At 68.6% G+C, this 26,654-nt stretch carries 25 protein-coding genes; 16 read left to right on the top strand and 9 right to left on the bottom strand.

Annotated elements, in window-relative coordinates:
* Positions 1-126: 126 nt before the first annotated feature.
* The 3 genes from rpsI to KHC19_RS23615 all read right to left on the bottom strand — a co-directional run bounded on the left by rpsI (position 127) and on the right by KHC19_RS23615 (position 1,747).
* Complete coding sequence (gene rpsI / locus KHC19_RS23625; RefSeq protein ID WP_213355980.1) at positions 127-603, bottom strand: 30S ribosomal protein S9; 477 nt, start codon at positions 601-603, stop codon at positions 127-129.
* 2 nt (positions 604-605) lie between these two features.
* The gene (gene rplM, locus KHC19_RS23620) at positions 606-1,067 is read right to left on the bottom strand and encodes a 50S ribosomal protein L13 (RefSeq protein WP_213355979.1); all 462 of its coding nucleotides are present in this window, start codon (positions 1,065-1,067) and stop codon (positions 606-608) included.
* 164 nt (positions 1,068-1,231) lie between these two features.
* Positions 1,232-1,747 carry a PaaI family thioesterase gene (locus KHC19_RS23615; protein WP_378296931.1) on the bottom strand — a complete coding sequence of 172 codons (516 nt, stop codon included), beginning with the start codon at positions 1,745-1,747 and terminating at the stop codon, positions 1,232-1,234.
* 144 nt (positions 1,748-1,891) lie between these two features.
* On the opposite strand from KHC19_RS23615, the gene KHC19_RS23610 reads away from it, so the two are divergent.
* The 5 genes from KHC19_RS23610 (at position 1,892) to KHC19_RS23590 (ending at position 7,246) form a co-directional block, all read left to right on the top strand.
* Positions 1,892-2,332, top strand: a complete 441-nt coding sequence (locus KHC19_RS23610) for a CoA-binding protein (protein ID WP_213356413.1) — start codon at positions 1,892-1,894, stop codon at positions 2,330-2,332.
* Between the two features lie 535 nt (positions 2,333-2,867).
* The gene (locus tag KHC19_RS23605) at positions 2,868-4,169 is read left to right on the top strand and encodes an O-acetylhomoserine aminocarboxypropyltransferase (RefSeq protein WP_213355978.1); all 1,302 of its coding nucleotides are present in this window, start codon (positions 2,868-2,870) and stop codon (positions 4,167-4,169) included.
* A 193-nt stretch (positions 4,170-4,362) separates the two neighbouring features.
* Positions 4,363-4,524, top strand: a complete 162-nt coding sequence (locus tag KHC19_RS23600) for a DUF1127 domain-containing protein (RefSeq protein ID WP_213355976.1) — start codon at positions 4,363-4,365, stop codon at positions 4,522-4,524.
* Positions 4,525-4,718: 194 nt separating this feature from the next.
* On the top strand, positions 4,719-6,152 hold the full coding sequence (gene trmFO, locus KHC19_RS23595; protein ID WP_213355974.1) for a methylenetetrahydrofolate--tRNA-(uracil(54)-C(5))-methyltransferase (FADH(2)-oxidizing) TrmFO: 1,434 nt from the start codon (positions 4,719-4,721) through the stop codon (positions 6,150-6,152).
* Complete coding sequence (locus KHC19_RS23590) at positions 6,149-7,246, top strand: serine/threonine protein kinase (RefSeq protein ID WP_343207786.1); 1,098 nt, start codon at positions 6,149-6,151, stop codon at positions 7,244-7,246. Before trmFO ends, KHC19_RS23590 begins: the two co-directional genes overlap by 4 nt.
* A gap of 282 nt (positions 7,247-7,528) precedes the next feature.
* Here KHC19_RS23590 and KHC19_RS23585 read toward each other — a convergent pair whose 3' ends face one another.
* Entirely contained in the window at positions 7,529-8,455 is a 927-nt protein-coding gene (locus KHC19_RS23585) for a LysR family transcriptional regulator (protein ID WP_213355972.1), read from the bottom strand.
* A 109-nt stretch (positions 8,456-8,564) separates the two neighbouring features.
* Between KHC19_RS23585 and KHC19_RS23580 the strand changes: the two genes are divergently transcribed.
* The 7 genes from KHC19_RS23580 to KHC19_RS23550 all read left to right on the top strand — a co-directional run bounded on the left by KHC19_RS23580 (position 8,565) and on the right by KHC19_RS23550 (position 14,360).
* Positions 8,565-9,332 carry an SDR family NAD(P)-dependent oxidoreductase gene (locus KHC19_RS23580; protein ID WP_246549421.1) on the top strand — a complete coding sequence of 256 codons (768 nt, stop codon included), beginning with the start codon at positions 8,565-8,567 and terminating at the stop codon, positions 9,330-9,332.
* Positions 9,326-10,051: an SDR family NAD(P)-dependent oxidoreductase gene (locus tag KHC19_RS23575; protein ID WP_213355970.1), complete on the top strand. Its 726-nt coding sequence runs from the start codon at positions 9,326-9,328 to the stop codon at positions 10,049-10,051. The genes KHC19_RS23580 and KHC19_RS23575 overlap by 7 nt, the downstream gene beginning before the upstream one ends.
* Before the next feature lie 92 nt (positions 10,052-10,143).
* On the top strand, positions 10,144-10,920 hold the full coding sequence (locus tag KHC19_RS23570) for a creatininase (RefSeq protein ID WP_213355968.1): 777 nt from the start codon (positions 10,144-10,146) through the stop codon (positions 10,918-10,920).
* A 19-nt stretch (positions 10,921-10,939) separates the two neighbouring features.
* Positions 10,940-11,896 carry an agmatinase gene (gene speB, locus KHC19_RS23565; protein WP_213355966.1) on the top strand — a complete coding sequence of 319 codons (957 nt, stop codon included), beginning with the start codon at positions 10,940-10,942 and terminating at the stop codon, positions 11,894-11,896.
* Positions 11,896-12,852, top strand: coding sequence for an agmatinase (speB, locus tag KHC19_RS23560; protein ID WP_213355964.1), 957 nt, complete (start codon positions 11,896-11,898; stop codon positions 12,850-12,852). The genes speB (KHC19_RS23565) and speB (KHC19_RS23560) overlap by 1 nt, the downstream gene beginning before the upstream one ends.
* A 143-nt stretch (positions 12,853-12,995) precedes the next feature.
* Complete coding sequence (gene dps, locus KHC19_RS23555) at positions 12,996-13,484, top strand: DNA starvation/stationary phase protection protein Dps (protein WP_213355962.1); 489 nt, start codon at positions 12,996-12,998, stop codon at positions 13,482-13,484.
* A gap of 315 nt (positions 13,485-13,799) precedes the next feature.
* Positions 13,800-14,360 (top strand): MarR family winged helix-turn-helix transcriptional regulator, encoded by a 561-nt coding sequence (locus tag KHC19_RS23550; RefSeq protein WP_213355960.1) that lies wholly within the window; start codon positions 13,800-13,802, stop codon positions 14,358-14,360.
* A 292-nt stretch (positions 14,361-14,652) separates the two neighbouring features.
* Here KHC19_RS23550 and KHC19_RS23545 read toward each other — a convergent pair whose 3' ends face one another.
* The 3 genes from KHC19_RS23545 to cckA are packed head-to-tail and all read right to left on the bottom strand — an operon-like array spanning position 14,653 to position 20,518.
* A complete protein-coding gene (locus tag KHC19_RS23545; protein WP_213355958.1) occupies positions 14,653-16,281 on the bottom strand; it encodes an alpha-D-glucose phosphate-specific phosphoglucomutase in 1,629 nt (542 codons plus the stop codon).
* 53 nt (positions 16,282-16,334) lie between these two features.
* Positions 16,335-17,981, bottom strand: coding sequence for a glucose-6-phosphate isomerase (pgi, locus tag KHC19_RS23540; RefSeq protein WP_213355956.1), 1,647 nt, complete (start codon positions 17,979-17,981; stop codon positions 16,335-16,337).
* 32 nt (positions 17,982-18,013) lie between these two features.
* On the bottom strand, positions 18,014-20,518 hold the full coding sequence (cckA, locus tag KHC19_RS23535) for a cell cycle histidine kinase CckA (protein WP_213356407.1): 2,505 nt from the start codon (positions 20,516-20,518) through the stop codon (positions 18,014-18,016).
* Positions 20,519-20,818: 300 nt separating this feature from the next.
* Between cckA and KHC19_RS23530 the strand changes: the two genes are divergently transcribed.
* Complete coding sequence (locus KHC19_RS23530; protein WP_213355954.1) at positions 20,819-21,721, top strand: flagellar biosynthetic protein FliO; 903 nt, start codon at positions 20,819-20,821, stop codon at positions 21,719-21,721.
* An 83-nt stretch (positions 21,722-21,804) separates the two neighbouring features.
* Here the strand turns inward: KHC19_RS23530 and dksA are convergent, their stop codons facing one another.
* Both dksA and KHC19_RS23520 read right to left on the bottom strand, forming a co-directional pair.
* Complete coding sequence (dksA, locus tag KHC19_RS23525; protein WP_213355952.1) at positions 21,805-22,221, bottom strand: RNA polymerase-binding protein DksA; 417 nt, start codon at positions 22,219-22,221, stop codon at positions 21,805-21,807.
* Between the two features lie 280 nt (positions 22,222-22,501).
* On the bottom strand, positions 22,502-23,365 hold the full coding sequence (locus KHC19_RS23520) for a MipA/OmpV family protein (RefSeq protein WP_213355949.1): 864 nt from the start codon (positions 23,363-23,365) through the stop codon (positions 22,502-22,504).
* 173 nt (positions 23,366-23,538) lie between these two features.
* On the opposite strand from KHC19_RS23520, the gene KHC19_RS23515 reads away from it, so the two are divergent.
* Genes KHC19_RS23515 through KHC19_RS23505 form a run of 3 tightly spaced genes read left to right on the top strand, consistent with a single transcriptional unit; the run spans position 23,539 to position 26,553 of the window.
* Positions 23,539-24,045 carry a SixA phosphatase family protein gene (locus KHC19_RS23515; RefSeq protein ID WP_213355947.1) on the top strand — a complete coding sequence of 169 codons (507 nt, stop codon included), beginning with the start codon at positions 23,539-23,541 and terminating at the stop codon, positions 24,043-24,045.
* 4 nt (positions 24,046-24,049) lie between these two features.
* Entirely contained in the window at positions 24,050-25,513 is a 1,464-nt protein-coding gene (locus KHC19_RS23510) for a YcjX family GTP-binding protein (protein ID WP_213355945.1), read from the top strand.
* A gap of 2 nt (positions 25,514-25,515) precedes the next feature.
* Positions 25,516-26,553 (top strand): YcjF family protein, encoded by a 1,038-nt coding sequence (locus tag KHC19_RS23505; protein ID WP_213355943.1) that lies wholly within the window; start codon positions 25,516-25,518, stop codon positions 26,551-26,553.
* Positions 26,554-26,654 lie beyond the last annotated feature (101 nt).

The raw sequence follows: 26,654 nt of genomic DNA, 5'->3' as shown, positions 1-26,654 counted from the left end.
ACCGCCGGGGAACGCGACATGAAGCCTGGCGCGACATGCAGCCTGGCGCGACATGAAGCCTCGCCAGCAAAAAGGGCAGGCCGCGAGGCCTGCCCTTCGATAGACGACGGTGGCCGGAGCCGCCGGTCAGCGCTTCGAGAACTGGAAGCTGCGGCGGGCCTTGGCGCGGCCGTACTTCTTGCGCTCGACGACGCGCGAATCGCGGGTCAGGAAGCCGCCCTTCTTCAGCGGGCCGCGCAGCTCGGGCTCGTAATAGGTGAGCGCGCGCGAGATGCCGTGGCGCAGCGCGCCGGCCTGGCCGGAGAGGCCGCCGCCGGAGACGGTGCAGACCACGTCGTACTGGCCGGTGCGGGCCGCGGCGGTGAAGGGCTGCTGGATGATCAGCCGCAGCACCGGACGCGCGAAATACACCTCGAGCTCGCGGTCGTTGACGACGATCTTGCCGGTGCCGGGACGAACCCACACGCGGGCGACCGCGTCCTTGCGCTTGCCGGTGGCATAGGCGCGGCCGAACTTGTCGAGCTTCTGGACGTGCTTGGGCGCCTCGGGAGCCTGGGCCTTCAGGGCGTCGAGCGCGTCGAGGGACTGGAGAACCTCGGCCATGATCAGTTCCTCACATTCTTGCGGTTCAGCGCGGCGACGTCGAGCGCCTCCGGCTGCTGGGCCTCATGCGGATGAGCCGGGCCCTTGTAGACGCGCAGGTTGCCCATCAGCTTGCGGCCGAGCGGACCGCGGGCGAGCATGCGCTCCACCGCCTTCTCCACCACGCGCTCCGGGAAGCGGCCGTCGAGCAGGAACTTCGCGGTCCGCTCCTTGATGCCGCCGGGGAAGCCGGTGTGGTGGTAGTAAACCTTGTCGTTGCGCTTGTTGCCGGTCAGCGCCACCTTCTCGGCGTTGATGACGACGACATTGTCGCCGCAATCGACGTGCGGGGTGTAGATGGCCTTGTGCTTGCCCTTCAGGCGCATGGCGATGATGGTCGCGAGACGGCCGACCACGAGGTCGGTCGCGTCGATCACCACCCACTTCTTCTCAATGTCGGCAGGCTTTGCCGAGAACGTCTTCATGGGATTGATCCAATATGCGTAAGGGTGCCGCCTTGAGGCCGCACTTCACTTGGGCGCGGCTTGTAACCGAGCGGCCCACGCGCGTCAATCGCATGACGTCGATATTATCGAAGCAAAATCAACAGCTTGCAAAATAGGTATAAAAATACCTTGCCGTAAGGCCCTCAAATCCCTCGTGGCGGAATGGAATAGGTGGTCACCGCATGGGCGCAGAGCTCCCGTCCCCCCGGCTCCCGCTCCCCCGGCTCCCCCTCCTCCTCGCCCTCTCCCATCAGCGCCACCTCGCACACGGCGAGGCGCTTGCCCAGCTTCATCAGCCTGGCTTCGGCGAGCATCGGCCCCGGCGCCGGGCGGCGCAGGAAGTTGATGGAGAAATTGGTGGTCACCGCCAGCGGCACCGGGCCGATGGCGGCGAGGATCACCGCATAGGCGGCGATGTCGGCCAGCCCCATCATCGTCGGGCCCGACACGGTGGCGCCCGGGCGCAGATGCTCGTCGCCGGCCAGCAGCCGCAGCGTGACCTTCTCCCCATCCACGCCGGCGATCTCGTGCGCCCGGCCGGGGCCGAAGGCCTGGGGGAACTCGGCGACGAGATAGGCCTGCAGCGCGTCCGCCGCCATGCCGTCGCCCGGCCGCGGGCTCGCCTCGACGCCGATCCTGCGCTCTGCCACCTCACCCATTCCGTCCTCCCGGCATTCCATCGTCCGCGATATTATCGCTGGCGTGCGGGCTCTGTCAGCCCGGCGACACCAGCATAGATTTCATGCCTGCCATCACCATATGCGATCGATCTGCCCCATGGAGCCCGCCCCATGAATCACGCTGTGAATCACGATTCCTATTCCGACGCCTATATCGCCGAGCAGCTGGGCCGCGTGCGCACGGTGGCCGTGGTCGGCGCCAGCCCCAATCCGGCGCGCCCCAGCCATGGCGTCGCCCGCTATCTCGCCTTGCAGGGCTTCCGGGTGTTCGCGATCAATCCCGGCCAGGCCGGCCGCGACATTGCCGGCCTGCCGACCTATGCCCGCCTCGCCGACGTGCCGGAGCCGATCGACATGGTCGACGTGTTCCGGGCCCCGGAATATCTGCCGAAGGTGGTGGAGGAAGCGCTGGCGCTCGTCCCCCTGCCGAAGCTGATCTGGTCGCAGCTCGGCGTGCGCGACGATGCCGCGGCGCGGCGCGCCGAGGAAGCCGGGGTCGCCGTCATCATGGATCGCTGCCCCGCCATCGAGATGCCGCGCCTGCGCCTCGGCGGGCCGCATTGAGCGGTTCCCCGGACAAGCCGCGCCCAGCGCAGCGCCGATCCGGGGTCCAAAGGAGTAATCGGCGAAGCCAGCGATCTCCTTATACCGAATTCCGTAAGCATACCCGACGACGGCAGTCCGCTCCCTCTCCCCGTCGGGGAGAGGGGTGGGGTGAGGGGCCTTCTTCGCTTCCCAGTGGTGTCCCCTCACCGACCCGCTTCGCGGGCCACCTCTCTGTCGAAACCGGATATATCCGGTTTCGATCTTGCCGGAACCGAACTCGGCAACAGCCGAGTTCGGCGGGGAGAGGGAAGCAGGGGGGCAGACTTCCAAGAAGCGCCTGCGGCGGCGTCTCCCCTCACGTTCCGGCTCGGCGCTCCGGCTGCGCCTCCGCCCGGCCGGAAAACAAGCGAACCGCTCGTCCCGAACGATCCACCACTCCGCAATTCACAACAGAATTTTGTTCTGAAAAATTCTATACGCCATAGTTGCGTTTTTTAGGCGCCGGGCGTGAACTGTCGCCCGGCGGCGGTGGTGCCGCCATGGAGGATGTCCAATGAGCGAGCAGACCCGCGACGCGGCGCAGACGCCCGGCTTCGCCACCCTCGCCGTGCATGCCGGCGCGGCGCCGGATCCGGCCACCAAGGCACGCGCCACGCCGATCTACCAGACGACGTCCTTCGTCTTCGACGATGTCGACCATGCCGCCTCGCTGTTCGGGCTGAAGGCGTTCGGCAACATCTATACCCGCATCGGCAACCCGACCAACGCGGTGCTGGAGGAGCGCGTCGCCGCGCTCGAGGGCGGCACCGCCGCGCTGGCGGTGGCCTCCGGCCACGCCGCGCAGCTGCTCACCTTCCAGACCCTATTGTCGCCCGGCGACGAATTCGTCGCCGCCAACAAGCTCTATGGCGGCTCGATCAACCAGTTCAACCACGCCTTCAAGAGCTTCGGCTGGAACGTGGTGTGGGCGGATCTCGACGACATCGCCTCGTTCGAGCGCGCCATTTCGCCCAAGACCAAGGCGATCTTCGTCGAATCGATCGCCAATCCGGGCGGTATCGTCACCGACATCGCCGCCATATCGAAGATCGCCAGGCGCGCCGGCGTGCCGCTGATCGTCGACAACACGCTCGCCACCCCCTACCTCATCCGGCCCTTCGAGCACGGCGCCGACATCGTCATCCACTCCGCCACCAAGTTCCTCGGCGGCCACGGCAACTCCATCGGCGGGCTGATCGTCGACGGCGGCTCCTTCAACTGGCTGCGCGAGGGGCGCTACCCCTTCCTGTCGCAGCCGCGGCCGGAATATGAAGGCGTCGTCATCGGCGAGACCTTCGGCAACTTCGCCTTCGCCATCGCCGCCCGCGTGCTCGGCCTGCGCGACCTCGGCCCGGCGCTGTCGCCCTTCAATGCCTTCCTCATCCTCACCGGCATCGAGACGCTGCCGCTGCGCCTCCAGCGCCACAGCGACAATGCGCTCGCCGTCGCCAAATTCCTCGCCGAGCACCCCAAGGTGGAATGGGTCAGCTATCCCGGCCTGCCCGGCGACCGCTACTACAACCTCGCCCAGCGCTACACGCCGAAGGGCGCCGGCGCGGTGTTCACCTTCGGGCTCAAGGGCGGCTACGAGGCGGGCGTGGCGCTGGTGTCGAACGTCAAGCTGTTCTCCCACCTCGCCAATATCGGCGATACCCGTTCGCTGATCATCCACCCCGCCTCCACCACCCATCGCCAGCTTTCCGAGGCGCAGAAGGTGGCGGCCGGCGCCGGGCCGGACGTGGTGCGGCTGTCGGTCGGCATCGAGGACGCCGCCGACATCATCGCCGACCTCGATCAGGCGCTCGCCGTGGCTTGAGTGCGGTGCAACAAAGGCGCCCGGCGCAATTATGAATGAATTATGGGCGTCGCATGCGCCGGCCGCATGGCTGGGATGCCACATACATTCTACTGGACGGGCATTCTGTCGAATATATAGGCAGCGAAATGATTACGGAGCGTGCAGCCAACCCCGGTAGCCGCTCCGCTTTCGCAACCTGATGGAGACTAGAATGCTGCACTGGGGCTTTATCGCCAAGCAGATCCGCCGTTGGCAGGCCTATCGCCGGACCGTTACCGAGCTCTCCCAGCTCGACGACCGCACCCTCGCCGACATCAACGTGTCGCGCTCGGAAATCTTCCGCGTGGCGCGTCAGGCGGCCGCTGCGGCCTGATGGCGGTTCAACCCGCCTGCGGATCCTCTGAGAACGCGGACTGAGCGGCCCCGGCCTTCCGGGGCCGTTTTCGTTTGTGGGCCCCGCGCGCGGGCGGCGCCTGTCTCCCGGCGCGATATCGCTCTGAGCGATAATCCTGCGCCGGATCGCGATCCGTGCTAAGGGGCCGCCCGGAAAAGCGGACCCTACCCAGCATGAACGTGAAGACTCCTTCTCCCGTCCATATCGTCGGCGGCGGCCTCGCCGGCTCGGAAGCCGCCTGGCAGCTCGCCCGTCGCGGCGTGCCGGTGGTGCTGCACGAAATGCGGCCCACCCGCGGCACCGATGCCCATAAGGGCGACGGCCTCGCCGAGCTGGTCTGCTCCAATTCCTTCCGCTCCGACGACGCCACCTCCAATGCGGTGGGCGTGCTGCATGCCGAGATGCGCCGGCTCGGCTCGCTGATCATGGCCAGCGCCGACAGCCACCAGATTCCCGCCGGCGGCGCATTGGCGGTCGACCGCGACGGCTTCTCGCAGGCGGTCACCGACGCCATCACTTCCCACCCGCTGATCACGCTGGAACGCGGCGAGATCGCCGGCCTGCCGCCGGCCGAGTGGGACAGCGTCATTCTCGCCACCGGCCCGCTCACCTCGCCGCCGCTGGCCGAGGCCATTCGCGAGCGCTCGGGCGAGACCTCGCTGGCCTTCTTCGACGCCATCGCCCCGATCGTGCATTTCGATTCCATCGACATGGACGTCGCCTGGTTCCAGTCGCGCTACGACAAGCCGGGCCCGGGCGGCACCGGCGCCGACTACATCAACTGCCCGATGGACAAGGCGCAGTACGACGCCTTCGTCGCCGCGCTCATCGCCTCCGACACCGTGCCGTTCCGCGAATTCGAGGCCAACACTCCCTATTTCGACGGCTGCCTGCCGATCGAGGTGATGGTCGCCCGCGGGCCGGAGACGCTGCGCCACGGCCCGATGAAGCCGGTCGGCCTCACCAATCCGCGCGATCCGCTGGTGAAGTCGCACGCCATCGTCCAGCTCAGGCAGGACAATGCGCTGGGCACGCTGTTCAACATGGTCGGCTTCCAGACCAAGGCCCGCCATGCCGAGCAAGTGCGCATCTTCCGCATGATTCCCGGGCTGGAAAACGCCGAATTCGCCCGCCTCGGCGGGTTGCACCGCAACACCTATCTGAACTCGCCGCGCGTGCTCGATGGCACGCTGCGCCTCAAGGCCGAGCCGCGCCTGCGTTTTGCCGGGCAGATCACCGGCTGCGAAGGCTATGTCGAGAGCGCCGCCATGGGACTGATCGCCGGCCTGTTCACCGCCGCCGAGCGGCTGGGTGTCGCCCTGCCGCCGCCGCCGGCCACCACCGCCCATGGCGCGCTGCTCGCCCACATCACCGGCGGCCACATCGAAACCGTGGAACCCGGCCCGCGCTCCTTCCAGCCGATGAACGTCAATTTCGGCCTGTTCCCGCCGCTCGCCGCCAATCCGACCCGCGATGCCGAGGGCAACCGCCTGCGCGGCACCCAGAAGACCGTCGCCAAGAAGCAGGAAATGGCCCGCCGCGCCCTCGCCGATATCGACCAATGGGCGCGCAACGCCGTGCCCGGCGATGGCGAGGTGTCCGCGTGACCCGCCGCTTCACCGATCCACCGATGCCGACCGCCCGCACCTCGGGCGGCCGCTTCGAGCTCGACACCGTGCTCAAGCGCGACATCTTCTCCACCATCGAGCGCGGCATCTGGCATGACGCGCAGGGCGCCCACCCCGCCGTGCGCCGGCACTATGCCGGGGTGAAATGGTGGGTGAAGCCGCTCGCCCGGCATTTCGCCCGCCGCGAGGCCCGCGCGCTGCGCCGGGCCAATGGCAGCGGCCACACCGTGCCGGTGTTCGCGCTGGAGGAAGGCTGGCTGGTGCGCGGCTTCGTCGATGGCCTGCCCTTGCAGATCGCCCGCCCGGTCGGCAACGCCCAGTGGTTCGCCGCCGCCCGCGAAGGGCTGCGCGCCATCCACCGGCGCGGCATCGCCCATAACGACCTCGCCAAGCCGCAGAACTGGCTCTATGCCGCCGATGGCGGCGCGGTGCTGATGGATTTCCAGCTCGCCGTCTGCTTCTCCAGGCGCTCGAAGCTGTTCCGCATCGCGGCCTATGAGGACATCCGCCACCTGCTGAAGCACAAGCGCAGCTTCTGCCCGGAGGCGTTGACGGCGCGCGAGAAGAAGATTCTGTCCCGCAAGAGCCTGATCAACCGGGTGTGGATGGCCAGCGGCAAGAAGGTCTACAACTTCGTCACCCGCAAGCTGCTGAACTACCATGACACCGAGGGCCGCGGCCCCCGCGCGATGGAGGAAGGCCCGCGCCTCGCCGCCGCCCTCGCCAGCGCCCCCGGCGTACGCGACGCGCATATCTGCGACTTCCCGACCCCCGGCGGCAGTTTCGGCCTCTATGCCTTCGTCGAGGCCGGGCCGGACGTCACCGAGCCGGCGCTGCGGGCCCGGCTGGCGAGTGCCCTGCCCGGCCATGCGCCGCCCGAGCACATCCAGCTGGTGGCCGAACTGCCCCGCGACGCCGATGGCGAGGTGCGCGACGACCTCCTGCGCCTCGTCGCGCTGAACCAGCTCGACCAGATGGACCAGCTGCCGCGCACGCCCGCGCAGCAGGCCGCTCTCGACGCCATCATCCGCGAGCGCAAGAACCTCAGCGACCGGGTGCGGCGGGGGATTTGAGCGGCTGTAGGCGCGTTCCGCCCGACGCTCCTTTTTTTCTTTTCCTCTCCCCACCCCAACTCGGCTGTTGCCGAGTTGGGATTCGACAGGGTCGAAGCCGGAAGCATCCGGCTTCGACGGAGAGATGGCCCCGCGCAGCGGGGTCGGTGAGGGGCGACGACGCTGGAAAGCATCGAGCCCCCTCACCCCAACCCTCCCCCACGGGGAGAGGGAGCAGCCCACCTCCCGCAACCCGCTCTCCCCGCCACCACCTCCCGCAACCCGCTGCCGTGGCCGCCGCCTCTAGCGCGCCGGCGCCGGCTCCGGCGGCAAGCCCCCCGCCCCCTTCCGCAACTCCCTCACGAACGCATCGATCAGCGGCCGCTCGCCCTTCAGCCGGCGCGTCGCGACGAAATGCGCCGATTCGAAGCCGTAGCTCTCCGGCCGGATCACCCGCATCTGCCCGCGCGCCACCCAGTCCTCGCCGATATGGCGCGGCAGGTAGCCGATGAAATGGCCGGACAGGATCAGCATCACCTGCGCCTCCATCTGCACGATCGAGGCGCTCGCACGCGGATGGTTCACCCGGTACAGGTCGTCGAAATGCCGATAGGCGCGCACGCTGAACAGCGCCGCCTCGATCTCCGCCTGGCCGATCTCGCGTGCCGGCCGCGCGAACAGCCTGTGGCCGCGCCCGCAATACAGCGCCTGCGGCTCGCGGTGCAGCGGAATGTAGGAAATGCCCGGCACCTTCTGCGAGAAGGCGCCGATCACCACGTCGCGCTCGCCGTCGAGCAGCGCCTGCTCCAGCTCGTGCGGCGTGCCGAGCACGAGATCGACGAACACCTCCGCCGCATAGTCCATGTAGCGGGAGAGCGCCGTCTGCAGGCCGAGATGCGGGTTGGTCACCACCCCGTCGAGAATGCCGATGCGCAGCCGCCCCACCAGCCGGTGCCGGTCCTGGCCGATGCGGGCGTGGAAACCCTCTATGTCGTCGAACAGCCGCCGCGCCGCCGCCAGCGTCGAGTCCCCGAAGGGGGTAAGGCGGAAGCCCGCGCGTCCGCGCTCGCAGAGCTGGCCACCGAGCTTGCGCTCCAGCGCCGCCAGATGGGTGGAGAGCGTCGATTGCGACAGGTTGAGCGCGATCTGCGCCTCGTGAAACCCGCCCTCCTCGGCCAGCACCACGAACACCCTGAGCAGCCGCAGGTCGATATTGTCGAGACGGCGCATGGCAGGCTCCGGGCGTTACATCGATGATTGTCGATACAAACTTCCATTAAAAGAGATTTTTGCGAATGTGAATCTGAGCGAGCATCGGTCGGCTTCTGGGGGAAGACGCATGACCGATATCGGCCTCGCCGGCCTTGCCGGCCGCACCGTGCTCGTCACCGGCTCCAGCCGCGGCATCGGGCTCGGCATCGCCCGCGGCTTCGCCGCCGCCGGGGCGCGGCTGCACATGCTGGCCGACGACGAGGCGATCTTCGAGGCCGCCGAGCGGCTCGGCGCCACCGGGCACCGGGCCGACATCACCCATGCCGGCGACATGGCGGCGCTGGCCGCGCAGCTCCCTCGCCTCGACGTGCTCATCAACAATGCCGGCCTCGAGCTGATCACCCCGCTCGACGATGCCGGCGAGGCGAACGAGGCCGCCTTCCGCCGCGTCGTCGAGATCAACGTGGTGGGGACGTTCCTGGTGACCCGCGCCTTGCTGCCGGGCATGGGCGCCGGCGGGCGCATCGTCAACACCGCCTCGATCTGGTCGCGCGGCTCGGAAGCGCTGTTCGGCGCCTATGTCGCCTCCAAGCATGCGGTGATCGGCCTCACCAAGACCTGGGCCCGGGAACTCGGCCCGCGCGGCATCACCGTCAACGCCGTCTGCCCCGGCTGGGTGCGCACAGAAGCCTCGCTGAGGTCCCTCCATCGCATGGCTGAGGCCCGCGGCGTTGCACCGGACGACCTCCTCAGCACGATCGTTTCGGCGCAGATTCTCCCCGGTCTCATGGAGCCGGACGACATGGCCGGCGCCTATCTGTTCCTGGCGTCCGACCTCGCGGCCAACGTCACCGGCCAGAGCCTCGGCGTCGATCGCGGAGAATTCCCATGGTAGCGCCCCACAAGGATTTGCGCGTCGTCATCACCGGCGCGGCAAGCGGCATCGGCCTCGCCAGCGCCAACGCGCTGGCGGATGCCGGCGCCCGGGTGGTGGGCCTCGACCTGCACCCGCCGGAAGTGGCGAACTGGCCGACCATCCTCACCAATGTCGCCGACGAGGCCGCCGTCGCCGGCAGCATGGAGGCCGCCGCCGCCCATCTCGGGGGCGGCTTCGACGTGGTGGTGAACTGCGCTGGCATCTGCCTCGAAACGCCGCTCATGAGCTTCGATGTCGCCGCCTTCGACCGCATGGCCAGCGTCAACATCCGCGGCCCCATACTGGTCGCGCGCGAGGCGCTGAAATATTTTGCCGGCGAAGGACCTATCAGGGGCCGCATCGTCAACATCGCCTCGGAGCTGGCCTATCTCGGCCGGGCCGGCTTTTCCGGCTATGCCGGCACCAAGGGCGCCGTCCTCGCCCTCACCCGCTCCTGGGCCCGCGAGCTCGCCCCGCATATCCAGGTCAACGCCATCGCTCCGGGCCCTGTCGACACCCCGCTGCTCGATTTCGACAATCTCAGCGACGAGCTCAAGCGGCTGGAGACCGGCAACCCGTTCGGCCGCGTCGGCCGGCCGGAGGAAGTGGCACAGGCGGTGCTGTTCCTCTCCAGCCGGGCGACGGGCTTCATCACCGGGCAATGCCTCAGCATAGACGGCGGCGCGGCCATGCACTGACCTCGGCAGATCACGCCTGCCTTTCCCTTTCCCCGCGGGGAAAGGGAGCCTCGCATCTCTACGCAACATCAGCTCGGACACAGAGGAAGATCATGGTCGACAGCGTGCGTCTCGACGAACTGAGCTGGCCGGAATTCGCGGCGAAGGTCGCGGCCGGTGCCCCGGTCTTTCTGCCGCTCGGCTCCACCGAGCAGCACGGCCCGCATCTGCCGCTGGGGGTCGACGTGGTGCTGCCCACCGGCGTGTGCGAGCGGGTGGCGAAGGCGGTCGGCGGCCTCGTCGCCCCCACCGTCAATTACGGCTGCAAGTCGATGCCGCGCTCGGGCGGTGGCGAGCAGTTCCCCGGCACGCTCAGCCTCGACGCCAACACCTTCGCGCTGGTGCTGCGCGACATCATCCGCAATCTCGGCCGCCAGGGCGTGCGCCGGCTGGTCATCGTCAACGGCCATTACGAGAATCTCTGGCCGTCGGTGGAAGGCCTCGACCTCGCCTTGCGCGAACTGAGGCGCGACGGCATCGACGACATGCAGGTGATGCGCCTCGAATATTGGGACTTCGCCACCCGCCCGACGCTGGACAAGCTGTTCCCGGACGGTTTTCCCGGCATCGAGCTCGAACATGCGAGCCTGCTCGAGACCTCGCTGATGCTGCTGTTCCGGCCCGAACTCGTCGAGATGGACAAGGTGCCGACCGACGGCCCCGCCACCTTCCCCACCTATGACCGCTTCCCGATCCCCACCGATTTCGGCCTGCCGCCCTCCGGCGTGCTGGCGGTCGCGGTCGGCTCGACGCCCGAGAAGGGCGAATTGCTGATGGCGGACTACCTCACGCACATCTCCGCCGCCATAACCAGGGAGTTCGGGCTCTGAGCCCGGCCGAGGTCTGATCATGACAGGACGTTTCGAGCCGCTCGATTCCGGCGCCGTGCCCCGCTATGCTGGTATCCCCACCTTCATGCGCCTGCCGCAGGCCGAGCCGGCCGAGGTCGACATCGCCCTGCTCGGCATCGCCTATGACGGCGGCGCCACCAACCGCGTCGGCACCCGCCACGGGCCGCGCGAGATCCGCAACCAGTCGAGCCTGACGCGCCGCGTGCATCACGTCACCGGCCTGTCGCCCTATGACCGCGCCCGCGTCGCCGATTGCGGCGACGTGCCGGTCGATCCGATGGACCTGATGCGCACGCTCGACCTCATCTCCGCGCATTATGCCGGGGTGAAGACGGCCGGCGCCCTGCCGCTCACCGTCGGCGGCGATCATCTCGTCTCGCTGCCGATCCTGCGCGGGCTGGCTTCCGACGGGCCGGTCGGGCTCATCCAGTTCGACGCCCATTCCGACACCTATGACAGCTTCTTCGGCAATAGCCGCTACAATCACGGCACGCCGTTCCGCCGTGCCATCGAGGAAGGGCTGGTCGATCCGAAGCGCTTCGTGCAGATCGGCCTGCGCGGTGCCATCTCCGACGCCGGCAATTACGACTTCGCCAAATCCGCCGGCGTGCGGATCATCTTCATCGAGGAGTTCGTCGAGCGCGGCGTCGCCGACGTCATGGCCGAGGCCCGCGCGATCGTCGGCGACCTCCCCACCTACCTCACCTTCGACATCGACTGCATCGACCCCTCGCAGGCCTCCGGCACCGGCACCCCGGAGATCGGCGGCTTCACCACCCGCGAGGCGCAGCAACTGGTGCGCAAGCTGGAGGGGCTGAACCTCATCGGCGCCGATCTCGTCGAGGTCGCTCCGCCGCTCGATCCCTCCGGCCTCACCGCGCTGACCGGAGCCACCATCCTGTTCGAGCTGCTCTGCGTACTCGCCGGCGTCGTCGATGCGAAAGGAGCCGAGTGATGGCCCACGGTTATGAAAGCGGCCGGCTCGACCTGCCCTTCGTCGGCATCTGCACCTTCGGCAAGTATCCGCTGGAACTCGACTGGTCGAAGATCGACGCCGACGTCGCCATCCTCGGCGCGCCCTTCGATCTCGGCACCCAGTGGCGCACCGGCACCCGCACCGGGCCGCGCGCCATCCGCGAGGCCTCGACGCTGTTCTCCTTCGGCCATGCCGGCGCCTATGACCACGAGGACGACGTCACCTATCTCGCCGCCGAGACGACGCGCATCGTCGACATCGGCGACGCCGACATCGTCCACACCGACACCATCCAGAGCCACGCCAATATCGAGGCCGGGGTGCGCGCCATATTGAAGGCCGGCGCGCTGCCGGTGGTGCTGGGCGGCGATCATTCGATCAACATCCCCTGCATCAACGCCTTCTCGGAGCAGGAACCGATCCACATCGTGCAGTTCGACGCCCATCTCGACTTCGTCGACGAGCGGCACGGCGTGCGCTTCGGCCACGGCAACCCGCTGCGCCGCGCCGCCGAGAAGGACTATGTGACCGGCCTCACCCAGCTCGGCATCCGCAATGTCTCCTCCACCGCCCGCGAGGGCTACGAGGCGGCGCGCGCCATGGGTTCGGACATCCTCAGCGTGCGGCAGATCCGCAAGCTCGGCACCGAGGCGGTGCTGGCCCGCATTCCCGCCGGCAAGCGCTACTACGTCACCATCGACATCGATGGCTTCGACCCGTCCATCGCGCCGGGCACGGGCACGCCGAGCCATGGCGGCTTCTCCTATTACGAGGTGCTGGAGCTGCTCGACGGCCTGACCAGGCGCGGCACGGTGGTCGGCGTCGATCTCGTCGAGGTCGCCCGCGAATATGATCCCGGCGGCATCACCGGCATCCTGGCGGCGCAGGTGCTGCTCAACTTCATCGGCCGCATCCTGCACCACCGCGCCGCCTGATCGCCGCGCGGTACGTTCCTGCCTCTTGAACTCGGCGCCGGGCGCCCGATTTCCTAGCGATCGAAGCCGCACGGGGGGTGGCCTCCCGTGCCCCGGCGGTGCCATGATGCGCCGGCCGGGTTCGTGAACGAGAGAGAGGCGACATGCATCCCCACAGCACCAGCAACGACGTTCCCTCCAACGCCAAGAAGGTGGCCATCGATCTGCTCAACGGCAATGTCGCGGCCTCCATCGACCTTGCCCTTGCCACCAAGCAGGCGCACTGGAACCTCAAGGGCCCGCAATTCATCGCCGTGCACGAGATGCTGGACGGCTTCCGCACCCAGCTCGACGGCCACGTCGACACCATGGCCGAGCGGGTGGTCCAGCTCGGCGGCACCGCGCTCGGCACCACCCAGACGGTGGTCAAGGCGACGTCGCTGGAGCCCTATCCCACCGATATCTACAAGGTGAAGGCGCATCTCGAAGCGCTGATCGAGCGCTACGCCAAGGTGGCGAACACCGTGCGCAAGTCGATCGACGAGGCCGACGAGGCCGGCGATCCGACCACCGCCGACATCTTCACCGCCGCCTCGCGCGATCTCGACAAGGCGCTGTGGTTCCTCGAAGCGCATCTCCAGGAACCCGCCTGACCCCTCCCGTCCCGGCCGTGGCCCGCGGGTGCCGCGGCCGGGACGCGACCACGATCGGACGTTTTACTGTCGTACCCGATGGAAAAAGATTTCGTGCCGCCACCCGGCCGCAACCTGTGGCATAAGGAAAGGCAACGGTTTCACGGCCATTTCCGGGTCGGGCAGGCTCCCTGCGTAAGCTAACCTTATGAGCTGCGCGCATATTTGTCTTTTTCAATCCAGCATTTAGGATCCAACCGTTGAAGAATCGGTGCAGCGCCTTACGGGTGTGCTGGAAAACAGCTGTATTGCGCCGGAAAGAGGGGGTGGCATCACATGGCTCGTAACGCGGCGTCGTCCGGCAAAGCGCCGGAGCACGATTTCGATCGCGACTTCACGACGCCGGACTCGCAGGGTTCCCAGGATGCGGCGACCGATTCGGTCATCACTCATCTTGAAATCGCGCGCTTGATCGAGCGGGCGCACCGGCGCTTCCTCGACCTGCTGCGCATGGAGCTGACCCGGCTGTCCACCGACGACATCAGCCCGTCGCAGGTGATGCTGCTGTTCACCATCGGCGCGGACGAGCTCTCGGTGCGCGACCTGCTGGAACGCGGCCACTATCTCGGCTCCAACGCCTCCTACAATCTCAAGCAGCTGGTGGATGCGGGCTATGTGAACCGCACCGCCTCGCAGCGCGACCGGCGCTCGGCCCGGTTGAAGCTGACGCCCAAGGCGGTGGAACTGTGCGACCGCATTCGCGCGCTCCACGATTCGGTGCACCGGCAGAACGTCAAGGACGACGCCGATGCCCGCGACCTCGTCACCGCCTATAATGTGCTGCGGCGGCTCGAAATGTTGTGGACAGGCTCGCTGCGCTATGGCGAGGGCGCCTGAGCCGGCGCCTCCTGGCCATCGGCCGAACGAAAAGGGCGCCACGCGGCGCCCTTTTGCTTTTCCCGGTGTCCGCCCCTTCCGCCCTCTTCCCTTTGGGGAGAGGTGGCCCGCGCAGCGGGTCGGTGAAGGGAGACAATTGGGAAGCCCAGAGCCCCCTCACCCGCCACTCTCCGTCAACATCGGACGTATCCGATGTTGACCTTGCCGAAGGCCGAACTCGGCAACAGCCGAGTTCGGCGCGGGGAGAGGGAGCCTCGCGGCTCTTTCGGGAATGACGAGGCGGCCCCCTCGGTCAGGTGATCACGTCCGGCGCCTTGCGCCCGGTGCGTCCCTCGATATCCGGCAGGCTGCGCGAAATCGCGATCAGGTCGGCCAGCGCGCCCTGCGTCTCCAGCGCATGCCTGGAGGCGTCCGGCTCGAAGCGCTCGATATAGACGCGCAACGTCGCCCCGGCGGTGCCGGTGCCCGACAGGCGGTAGACGATGCGCGAGCCATCTGTGAAGAACACCCGCACGCCCTGCTTCGTCGTCACCGAGCCGTCGACCGGGTCGTGATAGGCGAAGTCGTCGGCCTTCTCCACCGTCAGCCCGCCGATCATCTGCCCCGCCAGCCCGTCGAGCCGGCCGCGCAGATCGGCCATCAGCGCGTCGGCGGCGGCGCTGTCGACCTCCTCATAGTCGTGGCGGGTATAGTAGTTGCGCCCGTAGGTCGCCCAATGCTCGCCGACGATCTGCGCGACGCTCTGCTTGCGCACGGCGAGGATGTTCAGCCACATCAGCACCGCCCACAGGCCGTCCTTCTCGCGCACATGGTTGGAGCCGGTGCCGGCGCTCTCCTCGCCGCAGACGGTGGCAAGGCCGGCATCGAGCAGGTTGCCGAAGAACTTCCACCCGGTGGGCGTTTCATAGCTCTTGATGCCGAGCTTTTCCGCCACCCGGTCGGCCGCCCCGGAGGTCGGCATGGAGCGGGCGATGCCGGCGATCCCCGCCTTGTAACCCGGCGCCAGATGCGCGTTGGCGGCGATCAGCGCCAGCGAGTCGGAAGGGGTGACGAAGAGCCCGCGGCCGATGATCAGGTTGCGGTCGCCGTCGCCGTCCGAGGCCGCGCCGAGGTCCGGCGCCTTGTCGGACATCAAGAGGTCGTACAGCTCCTTGGCATGGACGAGGTTGGGATCGGGGTGATGGCCGCCGAAATCCGGCAGCGGCTCGCCATGCACCACCGTGCCCGCCGCCGCGCCGAGCTCGCCTTCCAGGATCGCCTTGGCATAGGGACCCGTCACCGCGCTCATGGCGTCGAAGCGCATGGTGAAGCCGCCGGCGAACAGGTCGCGAATGGCGCCGAAGTCGAACAGCGAGCCCATCAGCTCGGCATAGTCCTCCACGGGATCGATGACATCGACCACCATGTCCTCGACCCGGGTGATGCCGGGCGTGTCGAGGTCGACATCCTCGGCGTCGGAGATCCTGTATTCGCCGATGGTCTTCGAGCGCGCGAAGATCGCGTCGGTCACATGCTCCGGCGCCGGGCCGCCATTGCCGACATTGTACTTGATGCCGAAATCGCCGTCCGGTCCGCCGGGATTGTGGCTGGCCGAGAGGATGATGCCGCCGAAGGCCTCATGCTTGCGGATGACGCAGGAGGTGGCGGGGGTGGAGAGGATGCCGCCCCGGCCGACCATCACCCGGCCGAAACCGGCGGCGGCGGCCATCTTGATCACCTTCTGGATGGTCTCGCGGTTGAAGTAGCGCCCGTCGCCCCCGACGACCAGCGTCTCCCCCTCGAAGCCCTCCAGGCTGTCGAAGACCGACTGGACGAAGTTCTCGACATAATGCGGCTGCTGGAACACCGGCACTTTCTTGCGCAGGCCGGAGGTCCCCGGCTTCTGCCCGTCAAACGGCGTGGTCGCGACGGTGCGGATCATGTTACCCCCAAGGAAACGCTGTTCAGGCAATGATGGAAGACTATCGGCGCCGCTTATTTCGCGGCAACCGCCTGCGCGGTGAGGTGGGCGAGCAGCCCGGCCGAGGAACCGCTGAGCGAGGGCGGCGCGACACCACTCTCCACCGCCGGCAGCAGCGTGTCGGCGAGTTCCTTGCCGAGCTCGACGCCCCATTGGTCGAAGGAGTTGATGTCCCAGATCGCCCCTTCGACGAACACCCGGTGCTCGTAGAGGGCGATGATGCGCCCGAGCGCATAGGGGTCGAGAATGCCATAGGCGATGCTCACCGAGGGACGCGAGCCGGGGAACACCCGGTGCGGCGCCAGCCGGTCGGCTTCCTCGGCGCCGACGCCCTTGGCGAGCAGCTGGTCGCGCGCCTCTTCCAGCGTGCGCCCGCGCATCAGCGCCTCGGACTGGGCAAGGCAGTTCGCCATCAGCATGGCGTGGTGACGCTCGAGGCCCGGCTCATGGCCGCGCGCGGCGATGAGGAACTCCACCGGCACCGGGCTGGTGCCCTGGTGGATCAGCTGGAAGAAGGCATGCTGGCCATTGGTGCCCGGCTCGCCCCACACCACCGGCCCGGTGTCGTGGGAAACCGGCTTGCCCTCGCGGGTGACGCGCTTGCCGTTGCTCTCCATGTCGAGCTGCTGGAGATAGGCCGGCAGCCGGGCGAGGTGCTGGTCGTAGGGGATCACGGCGCGGGTGGCGTAGCCGCAGATGTCGCGGTGCCAGATGCCGGTGAGCGCCAGCAGCACCGGCAGGTTCTCCTCCAGCGGCGCGGTGGCGAAGTGCGCATCGAGATCCGTGGCCCCGTCGAGGAAGGAGCGGAACGCCTCCGTCCCGATGGCGATCATCAGGGGCAGGCCGACCGCCGACCAGATCGAGTAGCGCCCGCCGACCCAGTCCCAGAAGCCGAAGATGCGGTCGGAGGCGATGCCGAACGCCGCCACCTTGTCGAGCGCGGTGGAGACGGCGGCGAAATGCGAGCCGACCGCCTTCTCCCCCAGCGCTCCGGCGAGCCAGGCGCGGGCGGAGCGCGCATTCGCCATGGTCTCCTGGGTGGTGAAGGTCTTGGAGGCGACGATGAACAGCGTCGTCTTCGGGTCCAGCGACTTCAGCGTGTCGTAGAGATGCGCGCCGTCGACATTGGAGACGAAATGCAGGCGCGGACCGTCGTGATAGGGAGCCAGCGCCAGCGTCGCCATGGCCGGTCCTAGGTCGGAGCCGCCAATGCCGATATTGACGACGTCGGTAAACCGCTCGCCACCCTCACCGGTCACCGTACCGGCCCGTACGCCCTCGGCGAAAACGCCCATGGCCGCGAGCACGCCGGCGACCTCGGGCATGACGTCCTGCCCGTCGACCAGCACCACTTCGCCCGCCCGCCGGCGCAGCGCCGTGTGCAGCACCGCGCGCTTCTCGGTGAGGTTGATCGGCACACCCGACAGCATGGCGTCGCGCTTGGCCTCGACCCCCGCCGCGCGGGCGAGGTCGAGCAGCAGCGCGCGGGTGGTCTCGGTCAGCGATGTCTTTGAATAATCGAGGAGAAGGTCGTCGAGACGCAGGGAAAAGCGGTTGAAGCGTTCGGGATCGGCGGCAAACAGTCCGGGAAGCGTTGCGCCCGCCTCCCGGGCACGATGTTCGGCAAGCGTATCGAAAATCCGGTCGACGTCGGCGCTCATGAAAATCTCCGGCTCTGGCAATGCGGCGCAGCCTACGATGTCGGGGCGAGGCTGTCCTTTACCGCTTCAATCAACTGCTTCAACGTAAATGGCTTCGGCAAAAAGCCGAAATCCGCGCCCTCGGGCAGGTTCTTGGCGAAGGCCTCCTCGGCATAACCCGACATGAATATGACTTTTATGTCGGGATAGGAGACCTGCAATTCCCTGAGCAGGCTCGGCCCGTCCATTTCCGGCATCACGACGTCGGACAGCACGAGCTGCACCGCCTTGCCGTGCTCCTCCATCACCTCCAGCGCCTCGATGCCCGAGCCCGCCTCCAGCACCTGGTAGCCGCGCGAGGCGAGCGCGCGGGCGGCGAAGGCGCGGACCGCCTCCTCGTCCTCGACCAGCAGCAGCGTGCCGCGACCGGTGAGATCCGCCGGCCTGGCGGGGGCTTCCGGCTCGGCGGCCTTGGCGGGCGCCTCCTCCACCTCGGGGATATGGCGCGGCAGGAACACCCGGAACACCGTGCCCCGGCCCGGCGCGCTCTCCAGATCGATGGTGCCGCCGGTCTGCTTGACGATGCCGTACACCGTCGACAGGCCGAGGCCCGTGCCCTTGCCCACTTCCTTGGTGGAAAAGAAGGGCTCGAAGATCTTGTCGATGATCTCGGCCGGGATGCCGGTGCCGGTGTCGGCCACCTCGACCAGCACATGGTCGGCGTCCGGCAGCCCGGCACGGGCATAGTGCGCCGCCTGCGCCGCCGTCACATTGGCGGTGCGGATGCTGAGGGTGCCGCCATCCGGCATGGCGTCGCGGGCGTTCACCGCCAGGTTGACGATCACCTGCTCGAACTGGTTGAGGTCGGCCTTCACCGGCCACAGACCGCGCCCTTCCCTCACCTCCAGCTTCACCTGCTCGCCGAGCAGGCGGCGCAGCAGCATGGAGAGGTCGCTCATCACGTCGCCGAGGTTGAGCACCTGCGGACGCAGGGTCTGACGGCGGGAGAAGGCGAGCAGCTGGCGCACCAGCCCGGCCGCGCGGTTGGCGTTCTGCTTGATCTGCATCACGTCCTGGAAGGACGGGTCGGTCGGCCGCGCATTGGCGAGCAGCAGGTCGGAATAGCCGATGATGGCGGTGAGCACGTTGTTGAAGTCGTGCGCCACCCCGCCGGCGAGCTGGCCGACCGCCTGCATCTTCTGGCTCTGCGCGAATTGCGCTTCCAGCGTGCGCTGCTCGGTGGTCTCGATGGCGTAGACGATGGCCGCCTCCGCCTCCTCGCCGCCATCCTCCACCGGCGCCAGATAGAGCCGGGCGGAACGCCCGCCGTCGCCGGCGAAGGCGACATCCACCGGGCCGGGCGGCGCGTGGCCGGTGAGCGCCTGCTCCAGCGCCGCGACCAGCGCCGGACGGGAAGCATCGGTGGCCGCCTCGACCAGCCGCCGCTCCTGCCCGCTATCGGCCCCGACGAACTGGCGGGCGAACATGGCGTTGGCGCGGACGATCCGGCCCTTGCGATCGATGGTGGCGATCGGGATGGGGGAATTGTGGAAGAAGCGGGCGAAGCGCACCTCCGCCGCCCGCAGCGGATCCGCCTCGTTGTCCGCGCGCGAACGGTTGACCACCAGCGTGCGCGAGGCGCCCGGCGTGCCGTCGGCGGCGAAGGAGACCCGATGCCACATGCGCACCGGCAGGCGCTGGCCGTTCTTGCGCTTGAGATCGAGGTCGAACACCTCGGTGCGCACCCCGCCGGGCATGGGCGTCATGCCGGTGAGCAGCGCGGCGGAGGGACCGGGCACGATGTCGGCGACGGTCAGCCCGCCCGGACCGAACTCGGCGAGATCGTAGCCGAGCCAGTCCACCAGCGTGGCGTTGATGTAGTGGATCGCGCCGCCGGCCGCCGAGAAGAAGCCCGCCGGCGCGTGATCGAGATAGTCGATGACGTGCTGCAGCTCGAGGAAGGCGGTTTCCTGCCGCTCCCGCTCGCGGGTGAGATCGTTCACCGTCCAGATCACCGCGCGCCCCGGTGCCGGGCGGGCACCGAGCTTCAGCCAGCGGACCGGCGCGCCCGGCAGGCCGGCGATCCGCACTTCCTCGGAGACGGCCCGCCCGTCGCGCACGCCCTGCGCCAGCCGGTAGACCGCCTCGGAGGCATCGGGATCGGCGGTGAACAGCCGTTCCACCGGGCGGGCGTCGTCGAGGGAGGTGGCACCGGTGATGGCGAGATAGCTCGCATTGGCATGCAGCACCCGGCCGAGCGCATCGACGATGCTCATGCCTTCCGGCGCGCCGTCGACGATACGGCGGGCCAGCTCGTCCGACGGGTCCGGCATGCCGAAGCGCAGCAGCCCGGCGGCATAGGCGAACAGTGCGAACACCCCGATCACCGCCAGCGTGCTCAGCAGGCCGACGATCCAGGGATCGGCATTTTCGCGGCCGAGCAGCAGCAGCGACACCACCGCGCCGACGAGCGCCAACGCCACCGCCAGCACCAGCCTTATGCTGCCGCCGATTTCGCGGCGGTCGGGAGAGTGATCGTCGGGTCCGCTGTCCGCCATGTCCATGCCAGAAGCCGTCCGGCAATCCACCAGTCGCCGCGAGCGGGGCCGGCCGATGCCCAAGAAGGCGAGTCACTGATTCCCTTTGGTGCCCGAGCCAGCCCGCAGGGGCAAGGATGATTTTGGCTATGCACCGGATTGCCCCGGTTGGGGCGCATATCCGCGATAGACAGAAGCAGCGGCGGCCCGGCGCCGTTCGGGAGCGAGGGTTGCCGCAGCGCCGGTTCCGCTCCAAAAAGGACGCGAGTGATGCCGTCGGCGGCCGCCAGCCGGCTCCGTGGCACCAGGGAGACACGCTTTATGTTCGACACGCTCTTCGCCAATGGCGGCCTGACCGCCACCGGCGTGCTGGCCGCCATCGGGATCGGCCTCATCCTCCTCGTCGTGCTGGTGATCCGGCTCGGCCGCCGGGGCCGTCGCCATCACGGCGGCGCCGGTGGCCACCGGCTGGCGGTGCTCGACCAGGTGCCGATCGACGAGACGCGCCGGCTGGTGCTCATCCAGCGCGACGACGTCCAGCATCTCGTCATTCTCGGCGGCGGCAGCGACTTTCTCGTCGAGGCCGGCATCGGGCGGGCCCCGGCACGGCAGGCCGTGCCGGCGGAGCCCATTGCCGAGCGTGCCCCGGCCGTCGCGAAGGCCACGCCGCGTGCGGCCGCCCCGGTGCGCGATGCCGCTCCCGCCCCGGCGCCTGCGGCGGCTCCCGCGGCGCCGGCCGTGCCTGTCACCCCGGCGACGATCGTGCCGAAGCCGGTAGCCGCCGCACCGGCCGTCGCCGCGGCTGCGGTTGCGCCCCCGCCCCCGCCGCCCCGCTCCGCGGAACCGCCGGCAGCGCCGGTGCCGGTCTTCGACGCCACGGAAACCGAGGCTGAAACGGCTCCCGCCGCCGATGCGCGCCCGACATCCCCTTCCCTCGCCGAGGAGCCGCGCACGCCCGGAACCGGCCGCGTCGCGGTGAAGCTCGACCCGCATTTCGCCGGCATGGTCGACCAGCTGGAGGCGACGCTGCGCCGTCCGGCGGCGCCGGAACCGGCCGCCCGCCCGGCACCGCCCGTCGGGCCGGCCGAGCCGGCGGCCGAGGTCGCGCGCACCCAGGCCCCGCCGGTGCAGCCGGCGCAGCGGCCAAGCGTGGTCGATGCGGATTTCGAGAACGAGATGGCGAACCTGCTCGGCCGCACGCGCCGGCCGCAGGACGGCCAATAAGGCAAAGGCCAATAAAAAAGGGAGCGGCCCCCTGTCGGCGGACCGCTCCCCATTGATGCCCCGAATCGCTTCGGGAAAGTCGATCAGTCGTCGCGGTAGACGCGCTCGCGGCGCTCGTGGCGCTCCTGCGCTTCGATGGACAGGGTGGCGATGGGCCGCGCTTCCAGACGCTTGAGCGAGATCGGATCCCCGGTTTCCTCGCAATAGCCGTAGCTGCCATCGTCGATGCGTTCCAGCGCGGCGTCGATCTTGGCGATCAGCTTGCGCTGACGGTCACGGGCCCGCAATTCGATGGCGCGGTCCGTCTCGGAAGAGGCCCGGTCGGCGATGTCCGGGTGATTCTGGTTTTCGTCCTGGAGATGCTGAAGGGTTTCCCTCGCCTCGCGCAGGATGTCGTCCTTCCACTGCAGCAGCTTGTGGCGGAAATACTCCCGCTGCCGCTCATTCATGAAAGGCTCGTCCTCGCGGGGGCGATATTCCTCGTCGATAACTACCGACATCGGCCTTCGTCCTCGTGTTGCAGGGTGTGCCCCATTCGGGCGCAGCTTATAGCGTTCCAAACGGCACCGTACAACCGTCCACATTGTCATCCACATGACACGAAATGACGGATTTTTCAGCAGCTTGCGCGGAAATTGCAGGCAGGCCCCGCCGGGACGCGCCGCATCCCCGGCCTGGCGCGCCGAACGGCGCCACGGCGTCAGCCCAACGAAAAACCCCGCCCGAAAGCGCTCGGACGGGGTCGGGGCCTGCCGGAAGACGCCCCTCGGGACGCCGGTGTCACTGGAAGCCGAGGAAGAAGGTGTAGGAGAGCGACACGCCGGCCTGGAACTGGTTGCGGTCGCCGTTTTGCACCACCAGCGGGCTGTCGGCGGCATCGCCGGTCAGATACTCGTATTCGGCGAAGATCGAGCCGGTCCAGTTCGGGTTGAAGCGCTTCATGACCTGACCGCCGACGCCCACCGAGTAGATGCCGCCGCCGGCCTGGTAGGGAGCGAGGTCGTTGCCGAGCGCGACCGCATTGGCCGACTGTTCGTCGGTGATGCCGAAATAGGTGTCGACGAAGCCCGAGCTCGCCAGCTTCATGCGCGGGCCGCCGGAGATGGTCAGGCCGCCCCAGTAATCGGCGAAATGAATGGCGTCGAGCGCGAAGTCCGCCACCACGCCCTCATAGCCGCCGAAGCCGTAGCGCACTTCCGAGCGGAAGCGCAGCCAGTCGAGCGGGTAGAACTGCAGGTAGCCGCCGAGCTCGAAGGCATAGTCGACGTCGCCCAGGCCGCGCAGGTTCGGCGAATCACCCTGGTCGCGCTTCCAGACCATGTTGGCCACCGGGCCGAGCTCGAAGGTCCCGACATTGAACAGCGCGATGCTGGGGCTGTCGTTGAAGCTGCTGAAGCGGCTCAGCTCGTTGGCGCGGTCGATGCTGATGATCGGCATGAAGCCGAACTCATAGTCGCCGGAGCCGTAATATTCAGGCTGCGCAGTGAGATAGCCACCGAGCGTCAGCGTCCACTGCCGGTCGTTGGGCGTCTCGGTCTGGATGGTGACGGGCGGCACGGCCGACATATCGGCCGCCTGCGCCAGCGCCGAAAACCCCAGCAGGCCCGCCGCGACTGCCAGTCCCGTCACACCGATCGACCGCATGTACTCAACCCCATCCCCGCGTTGCCATTCGTTCATAGCCGAGCGCGGCGGAACTTTGGTTGCGGAAAAGTCACTTAACGGAAGTCGTTTGCGACAATAGCGTGTCGGCAGGGCAATCGGCCATACCCTACCTATATAGGGCCCTGTGTCCTCTCCTGGTCCGGGTTCCCGCCATGTTGCGTCTGATGCTGTTCCGCCACACCAAATCCGACTGGCCCGCCGGCGTGGCGGATCGCGAGCGCCCGCTCGCGGCAAGGGGTCGCAAGGCGGCTCCGATCATGGGCAACTACATGGTCAGCACCGGGCTCACCCCGTCGCAGGTTCTGGTGTCGCCGGCACGGCGCACGCTGGAAACCTGGGCGGCGGCCAGCGATTCCTGGGCCTCGCCGCCGCCCACCACCTATGAGGAGGCGATCTATGAGGCGGCCTCCGAAATGCTGCTCGACGTCATCCGCCGCCGCGGCACCGATAGCCCGCTGATGCTGGTCGGCCACAATCCCGGCCTCGAATCGCTCACCGCGCGGCTGGTGGTGTCGGCCGAGCGGGTGCGGCTGCCGGTGAAGTTTCCGACCGGCGGCCTCGCCGTCATCGATCTGCCCGGGGAAAGCTGGGCCGCGGTCAGTCCCGGCACCGGCACGCTGGAGCGCTTCGTCACCCCGCGCGGCGTCGAGGAGGATTGACGCGGTGGCGTCCTGGTACGAATCGCTGGTGGAGGAAGCCCGGCTCGCCGCCGTCACCCTGCTCGACCGTGCCGAGGAGCTGGCCAACCCGACGCTGCGCCTCGGCATCACCGGGCTGTCGCGCGCCGGCAAGACGGTGTTCACCACCGCCCTGGTCCATGCGCTGATGCGCGGCGAGCGGATGCCGGTGTTCCGCGCCATGCAGGAGGGGCGGATCGCCCGCGCCACGCTCGAGCCGCAGCCGGACGACGCCGTCCCCCGCTTCGATTATGAGGGGCACCTCGCCACGCTGGTGGACGAGCGCCGCTGGCCGGAATCCACCCGCCGCATCAGCGAGTTGCGCCTCGTCATCGATTATGCGCCCACCCGCGGCGGCCGCCGCAGCCTCACCCTCGACATCGTCGACTATCCCGGCGAATGGCTGCTGGATCTGCCGCTGCTGGGGCAGTCCTATGCCGACTTCGCCGCCCACAGCCTCGCCCTCGCCCGCGCTCCGGCCCGCACGGCGCTCGCCGCGCCCTTTCTCGCGGCACTCGCCGCCACCTCGCCCGACGCCCCGGCGGAGGAGGCGCAGGCCCGCGAGCTCGCGGCGCTGTTCACCGATTATCTCGCCGCCTGCCGCGCCGAGGCCGTCTCGATGAGCCTGCTGCCGCCCGGCCGCTTCCTGATGCCCGGCGACCTCGAAGGCTCGCCGGCCCTCACCTTCGCGCCGCTCGACCTGTCCCCGGGGTCGGAGCCGCCGCCCGGCTCGCTGCATGCCATGATGCAGCGGCGTTACGAGGCCTATAAGGAGCGCGTCGTCCGCCCCTTCTTCCGCGACCATTTCGCCCGGCTCGACCGTCAGATCGTGCTGATCGACGTGCTCGCCGCGCTCAATGCCGGCCCGGCGGCGCTGGCCGATCTCGAAGCCGCGCTCGACGGCATCCTCGCCGCCTTCCGAACGGGACGGGATTCCTGGCTCACGAGCCTGTTCCGCCACCGCATCGACAAGGCGCTGTTCGCCGCCACCAAGGCGGACCACCTTCACCACGCCATGCATGACCGGCTGGAGGCGATCCTGCGCCGTCTCGTCGAGCGGGCGCTCGCCCGCGCCGAAGGCACCGGCGCCGAGATCGACGTGGTGGCGCTCGCCGCCGTGCGCGCCACCCGCGAGGCCAGCGTCAAGCGCGGCCGCGCCACCCTGCCCGCCATCATCGGCGTGCCGGAAGCCGGCCAGCACGGCGCCGATGCCTTTGACGGCCTTGCCGAGGCCGCCGTCTTCCCCGGCGACCTGCCGGACAATCCCGCCGCGCTGTTCGATCCCGCCCTCGGCTTTCGCGGCCTGTCGGATGCCGAGGGCGGCGATTTCCGCTTCCTGCGCTTCCGTCCGCCACTGGTGGCGCGCAATGCGCAGGGACAAGCCCTCTCGCTGCCGCATATCCGGCTCGACCGGGCTCTCGATTTCCTGCTCGGCGATCGGCTGAGGTGACCATGAGCGACAAGACCTCGGCGGGCGCGCACCGCCGCCCGCAAGCCTTCCGTCTCGACGACCCGGACGTCGTGGTCGCCAAGGACGGCCGCGGCGCCCCGCGCGGCGCCATCGTCGTCACTCCCAGCCTCGCCATGGCCGAGCCGGAGGAAACGCCGCCGCTGCCGGCCCCGCCTCCCTCCGCCTCGCGCTGGTCGACGCTGTTCTGGACCGGGCTCGGCGGCCTCGTCTCGCTGGGACTCGGCCTCGCGGTGTCGAAGCTCATCGAGGACCTGTTCGCCCGTGCCGACTGGCTCGGCTATACCGGCCTCGCCTTCGCGGCCCTGTTCGTCGCCGGCGCCCTCGCCCTACTCGGGCGCGAAGTGTTCGGGCTGCTGCGCCTGCGCACCCTCAACGCGCTGCGCGAGCAGGCGGCGGAGGCGATCGCCAGGGATGACCGCAAGCAGGCGGAAGCCGTCACGCATGAGCTGTTGGCCATCACCAAGGCCTCGCCGCGCCTGTTCCGCGCCCGCACCGAGCTCGCGGGGCATCTCGACGCCATCATCGACGGCGCCGATCTGGTCCGCCTCGCCGAGCGGCACTTGATGGCGCCGCTCGATGCCGAGGCGACCCGCCTGGTCTCGGATGCCGCCAAGCGCGTCTCCGTCGTCACCGCCGTCTCGCCGCGGGCGGCGGTGGATCTCATCTTCGTGCTGCTCACCGCCGTCGGCCTCGTGCGCCGGCTCGCCTTGCTCTATGGCGGGCGCCCGGGCGCGCTCGGCATGTTCCGGCTGTTCCGGCAGGTCGTCGCCCATCTCGCCGTGACCGGCGGCATGGCGGCGGGCGACTCCATCCTGCAGCAGCTGGTCGGGCACGGCATCGCCGCCAAGCTTTCCGCCCGGCTCGGCGAAGGAGTGGTGAACGGACTGCTCACCGCCCGGCTCGGCCTCGCCGCCATCGAAGTGACCCGCCCGCTGCCCTTCGCCGCCCTGCCGGCGCCGGCGCTGTCGGACGTCGCCTCCGGGCTCATCTCGCGCAAAGAGGCAGATAAAACCGAATAGAAACAATATACAAAGTTATTTTTCTAAACTGAATTATGAGCATTCGCCCAATCAAGGACTCAACCGCCTTACGGCAGCATCTCCCGTCAGAAAGCGTTTCC

This window comes from Ancylobacter oerskovii (assembly GCF_018390555.1).
Lineage (GTDB): Bacteria > Pseudomonadota > Alphaproteobacteria > Rhizobiales > Xanthobacteraceae > Ancylobacter > Ancylobacter oerskovii.
This window is presented reverse-complemented; position numbering and strand designations above follow the sequence as displayed.

What these genes read in the sequence shown, in the direction of transcription:
- pgi (WP_213355956.1), bottom strand. Translation starts at nt 17,981, where the DNA reads ATGAGCGCCGACGTCGACCGGATTTTCGATACGCTTGCCGAACATCGT.
- rpsI (WP_213355980.1), bottom strand. Translation starts at nt 603, where the DNA reads ATGGCCGAGGTTCTCCAGTCCCTCGACGCGCTCGACGCCCTGAAGGCC.
- dksA (WP_213355952.1), bottom strand. Translation starts at nt 22,221, where the DNA reads ATGTCGGTAGTTATCGACGAGGAATATCGCCCCCGCGAGGACGAGCCT.
- KHC19_RS23530 (WP_213355954.1), top strand. Translation starts at nt 20,819, where the DNA reads ATGTTCGACACGCTCTTCGCCAATGGCGGCCTGACCGCCACCGGCGTG.
- KHC19_RS23605 (WP_213355978.1), top strand. Translation starts at nt 2,868, where the DNA reads ATGAGCGAGCAGACCCGCGACGCGGCGCAGACGCCCGGCTTCGCCACC.
- KHC19_RS23580 (WP_246549421.1), top strand. Translation starts at nt 8,565, where the DNA reads ATGACCGATATCGGCCTCGCCGGCCTTGCCGGCCGCACCGTGCTCGTC.
- KHC19_RS23615 (WP_378296931.1), bottom strand. Translation starts at nt 1,747, where the DNA reads ATGGGTGAGGTGGCAGAGCGCAGGATCGGCGTCGAGGCGAGCCCGCGG.
- KHC19_RS23550 (WP_213355960.1), top strand. Translation starts at nt 13,800, where the DNA reads ATGGCTCGTAACGCGGCGTCGTCCGGCAAAGCGCCGGAGCACGATTTC.
- dps (WP_213355962.1), top strand. Translation starts at nt 12,996, where the DNA reads ATGCATCCCCACAGCACCAGCAACGACGTTCCCTCCAACGCCAAGAAG.
- KHC19_RS23520 (WP_213355949.1), bottom strand. Translation starts at nt 23,365, where the DNA reads ATGCGGTCGATCGGTGTGACGGGACTGGCAGTCGCGGCGGGCCTGCTG.
- cckA (WP_213356407.1), bottom strand. Translation starts at nt 20,518, where the DNA reads ATGGCGGACAGCGGACCCGACGATCACTCTCCCGACCGCCGCGAAATC.
- trmFO (WP_213355974.1), top strand. Translation starts at nt 4,719, where the DNA reads ATGAACGTGAAGACTCCTTCTCCCGTCCATATCGTCGGCGGCGGCCTC.
- KHC19_RS23515 (WP_213355947.1), top strand. Translation starts at nt 23,539, where the DNA reads ATGTTGCGTCTGATGCTGTTCCGCCACACCAAATCCGACTGGCCCGCC.
- rplM (WP_213355979.1), bottom strand. Translation starts at nt 1,067, where the DNA reads ATGAAGACGTTCTCGGCAAAGCCTGCCGACATTGAGAAGAAGTGGGTG.
- KHC19_RS23570 (WP_213355968.1), top strand. Translation starts at nt 10,144, where the DNA reads ATGGTCGACAGCGTGCGTCTCGACGAACTGAGCTGGCCGGAATTCGCG.
- KHC19_RS23505 (WP_213355943.1), top strand. Translation starts at nt 25,516, where the DNA reads ATGAGCGACAAGACCTCGGCGGGCGCGCACCGCCGCCCGCAAGCCTTC.
- KHC19_RS23600 (WP_213355976.1), top strand. Translation starts at nt 4,363, where the DNA reads ATGCTGCACTGGGGCTTTATCGCCAAGCAGATCCGCCGTTGGCAGGCC.
- speB (WP_213355966.1), top strand. Translation starts at nt 10,940, where the DNA reads ATGACAGGACGTTTCGAGCCGCTCGATTCCGGCGCCGTGCCCCGCTAT.
- speB (WP_213355964.1), top strand. Translation starts at nt 11,896, where the DNA reads ATGGCCCACGGTTATGAAAGCGGCCGGCTCGACCTGCCCTTCGTCGGC.
- KHC19_RS23575 (WP_213355970.1), top strand. Translation starts at nt 9,326, where the DNA reads ATGGTAGCGCCCCACAAGGATTTGCGCGTCGTCATCACCGGCGCGGCA.
- KHC19_RS23545 (WP_213355958.1), bottom strand. Translation starts at nt 16,281, where the DNA reads ATGATCCGCACCGTCGCGACCACGCCGTTTGACGGGCAGAAGCCGGGG.
- KHC19_RS23585 (WP_213355972.1), bottom strand. Translation starts at nt 8,455, where the DNA reads ATGCGCCGTCTCGACAATATCGACCTGCGGCTGCTCAGGGTGTTCGTG.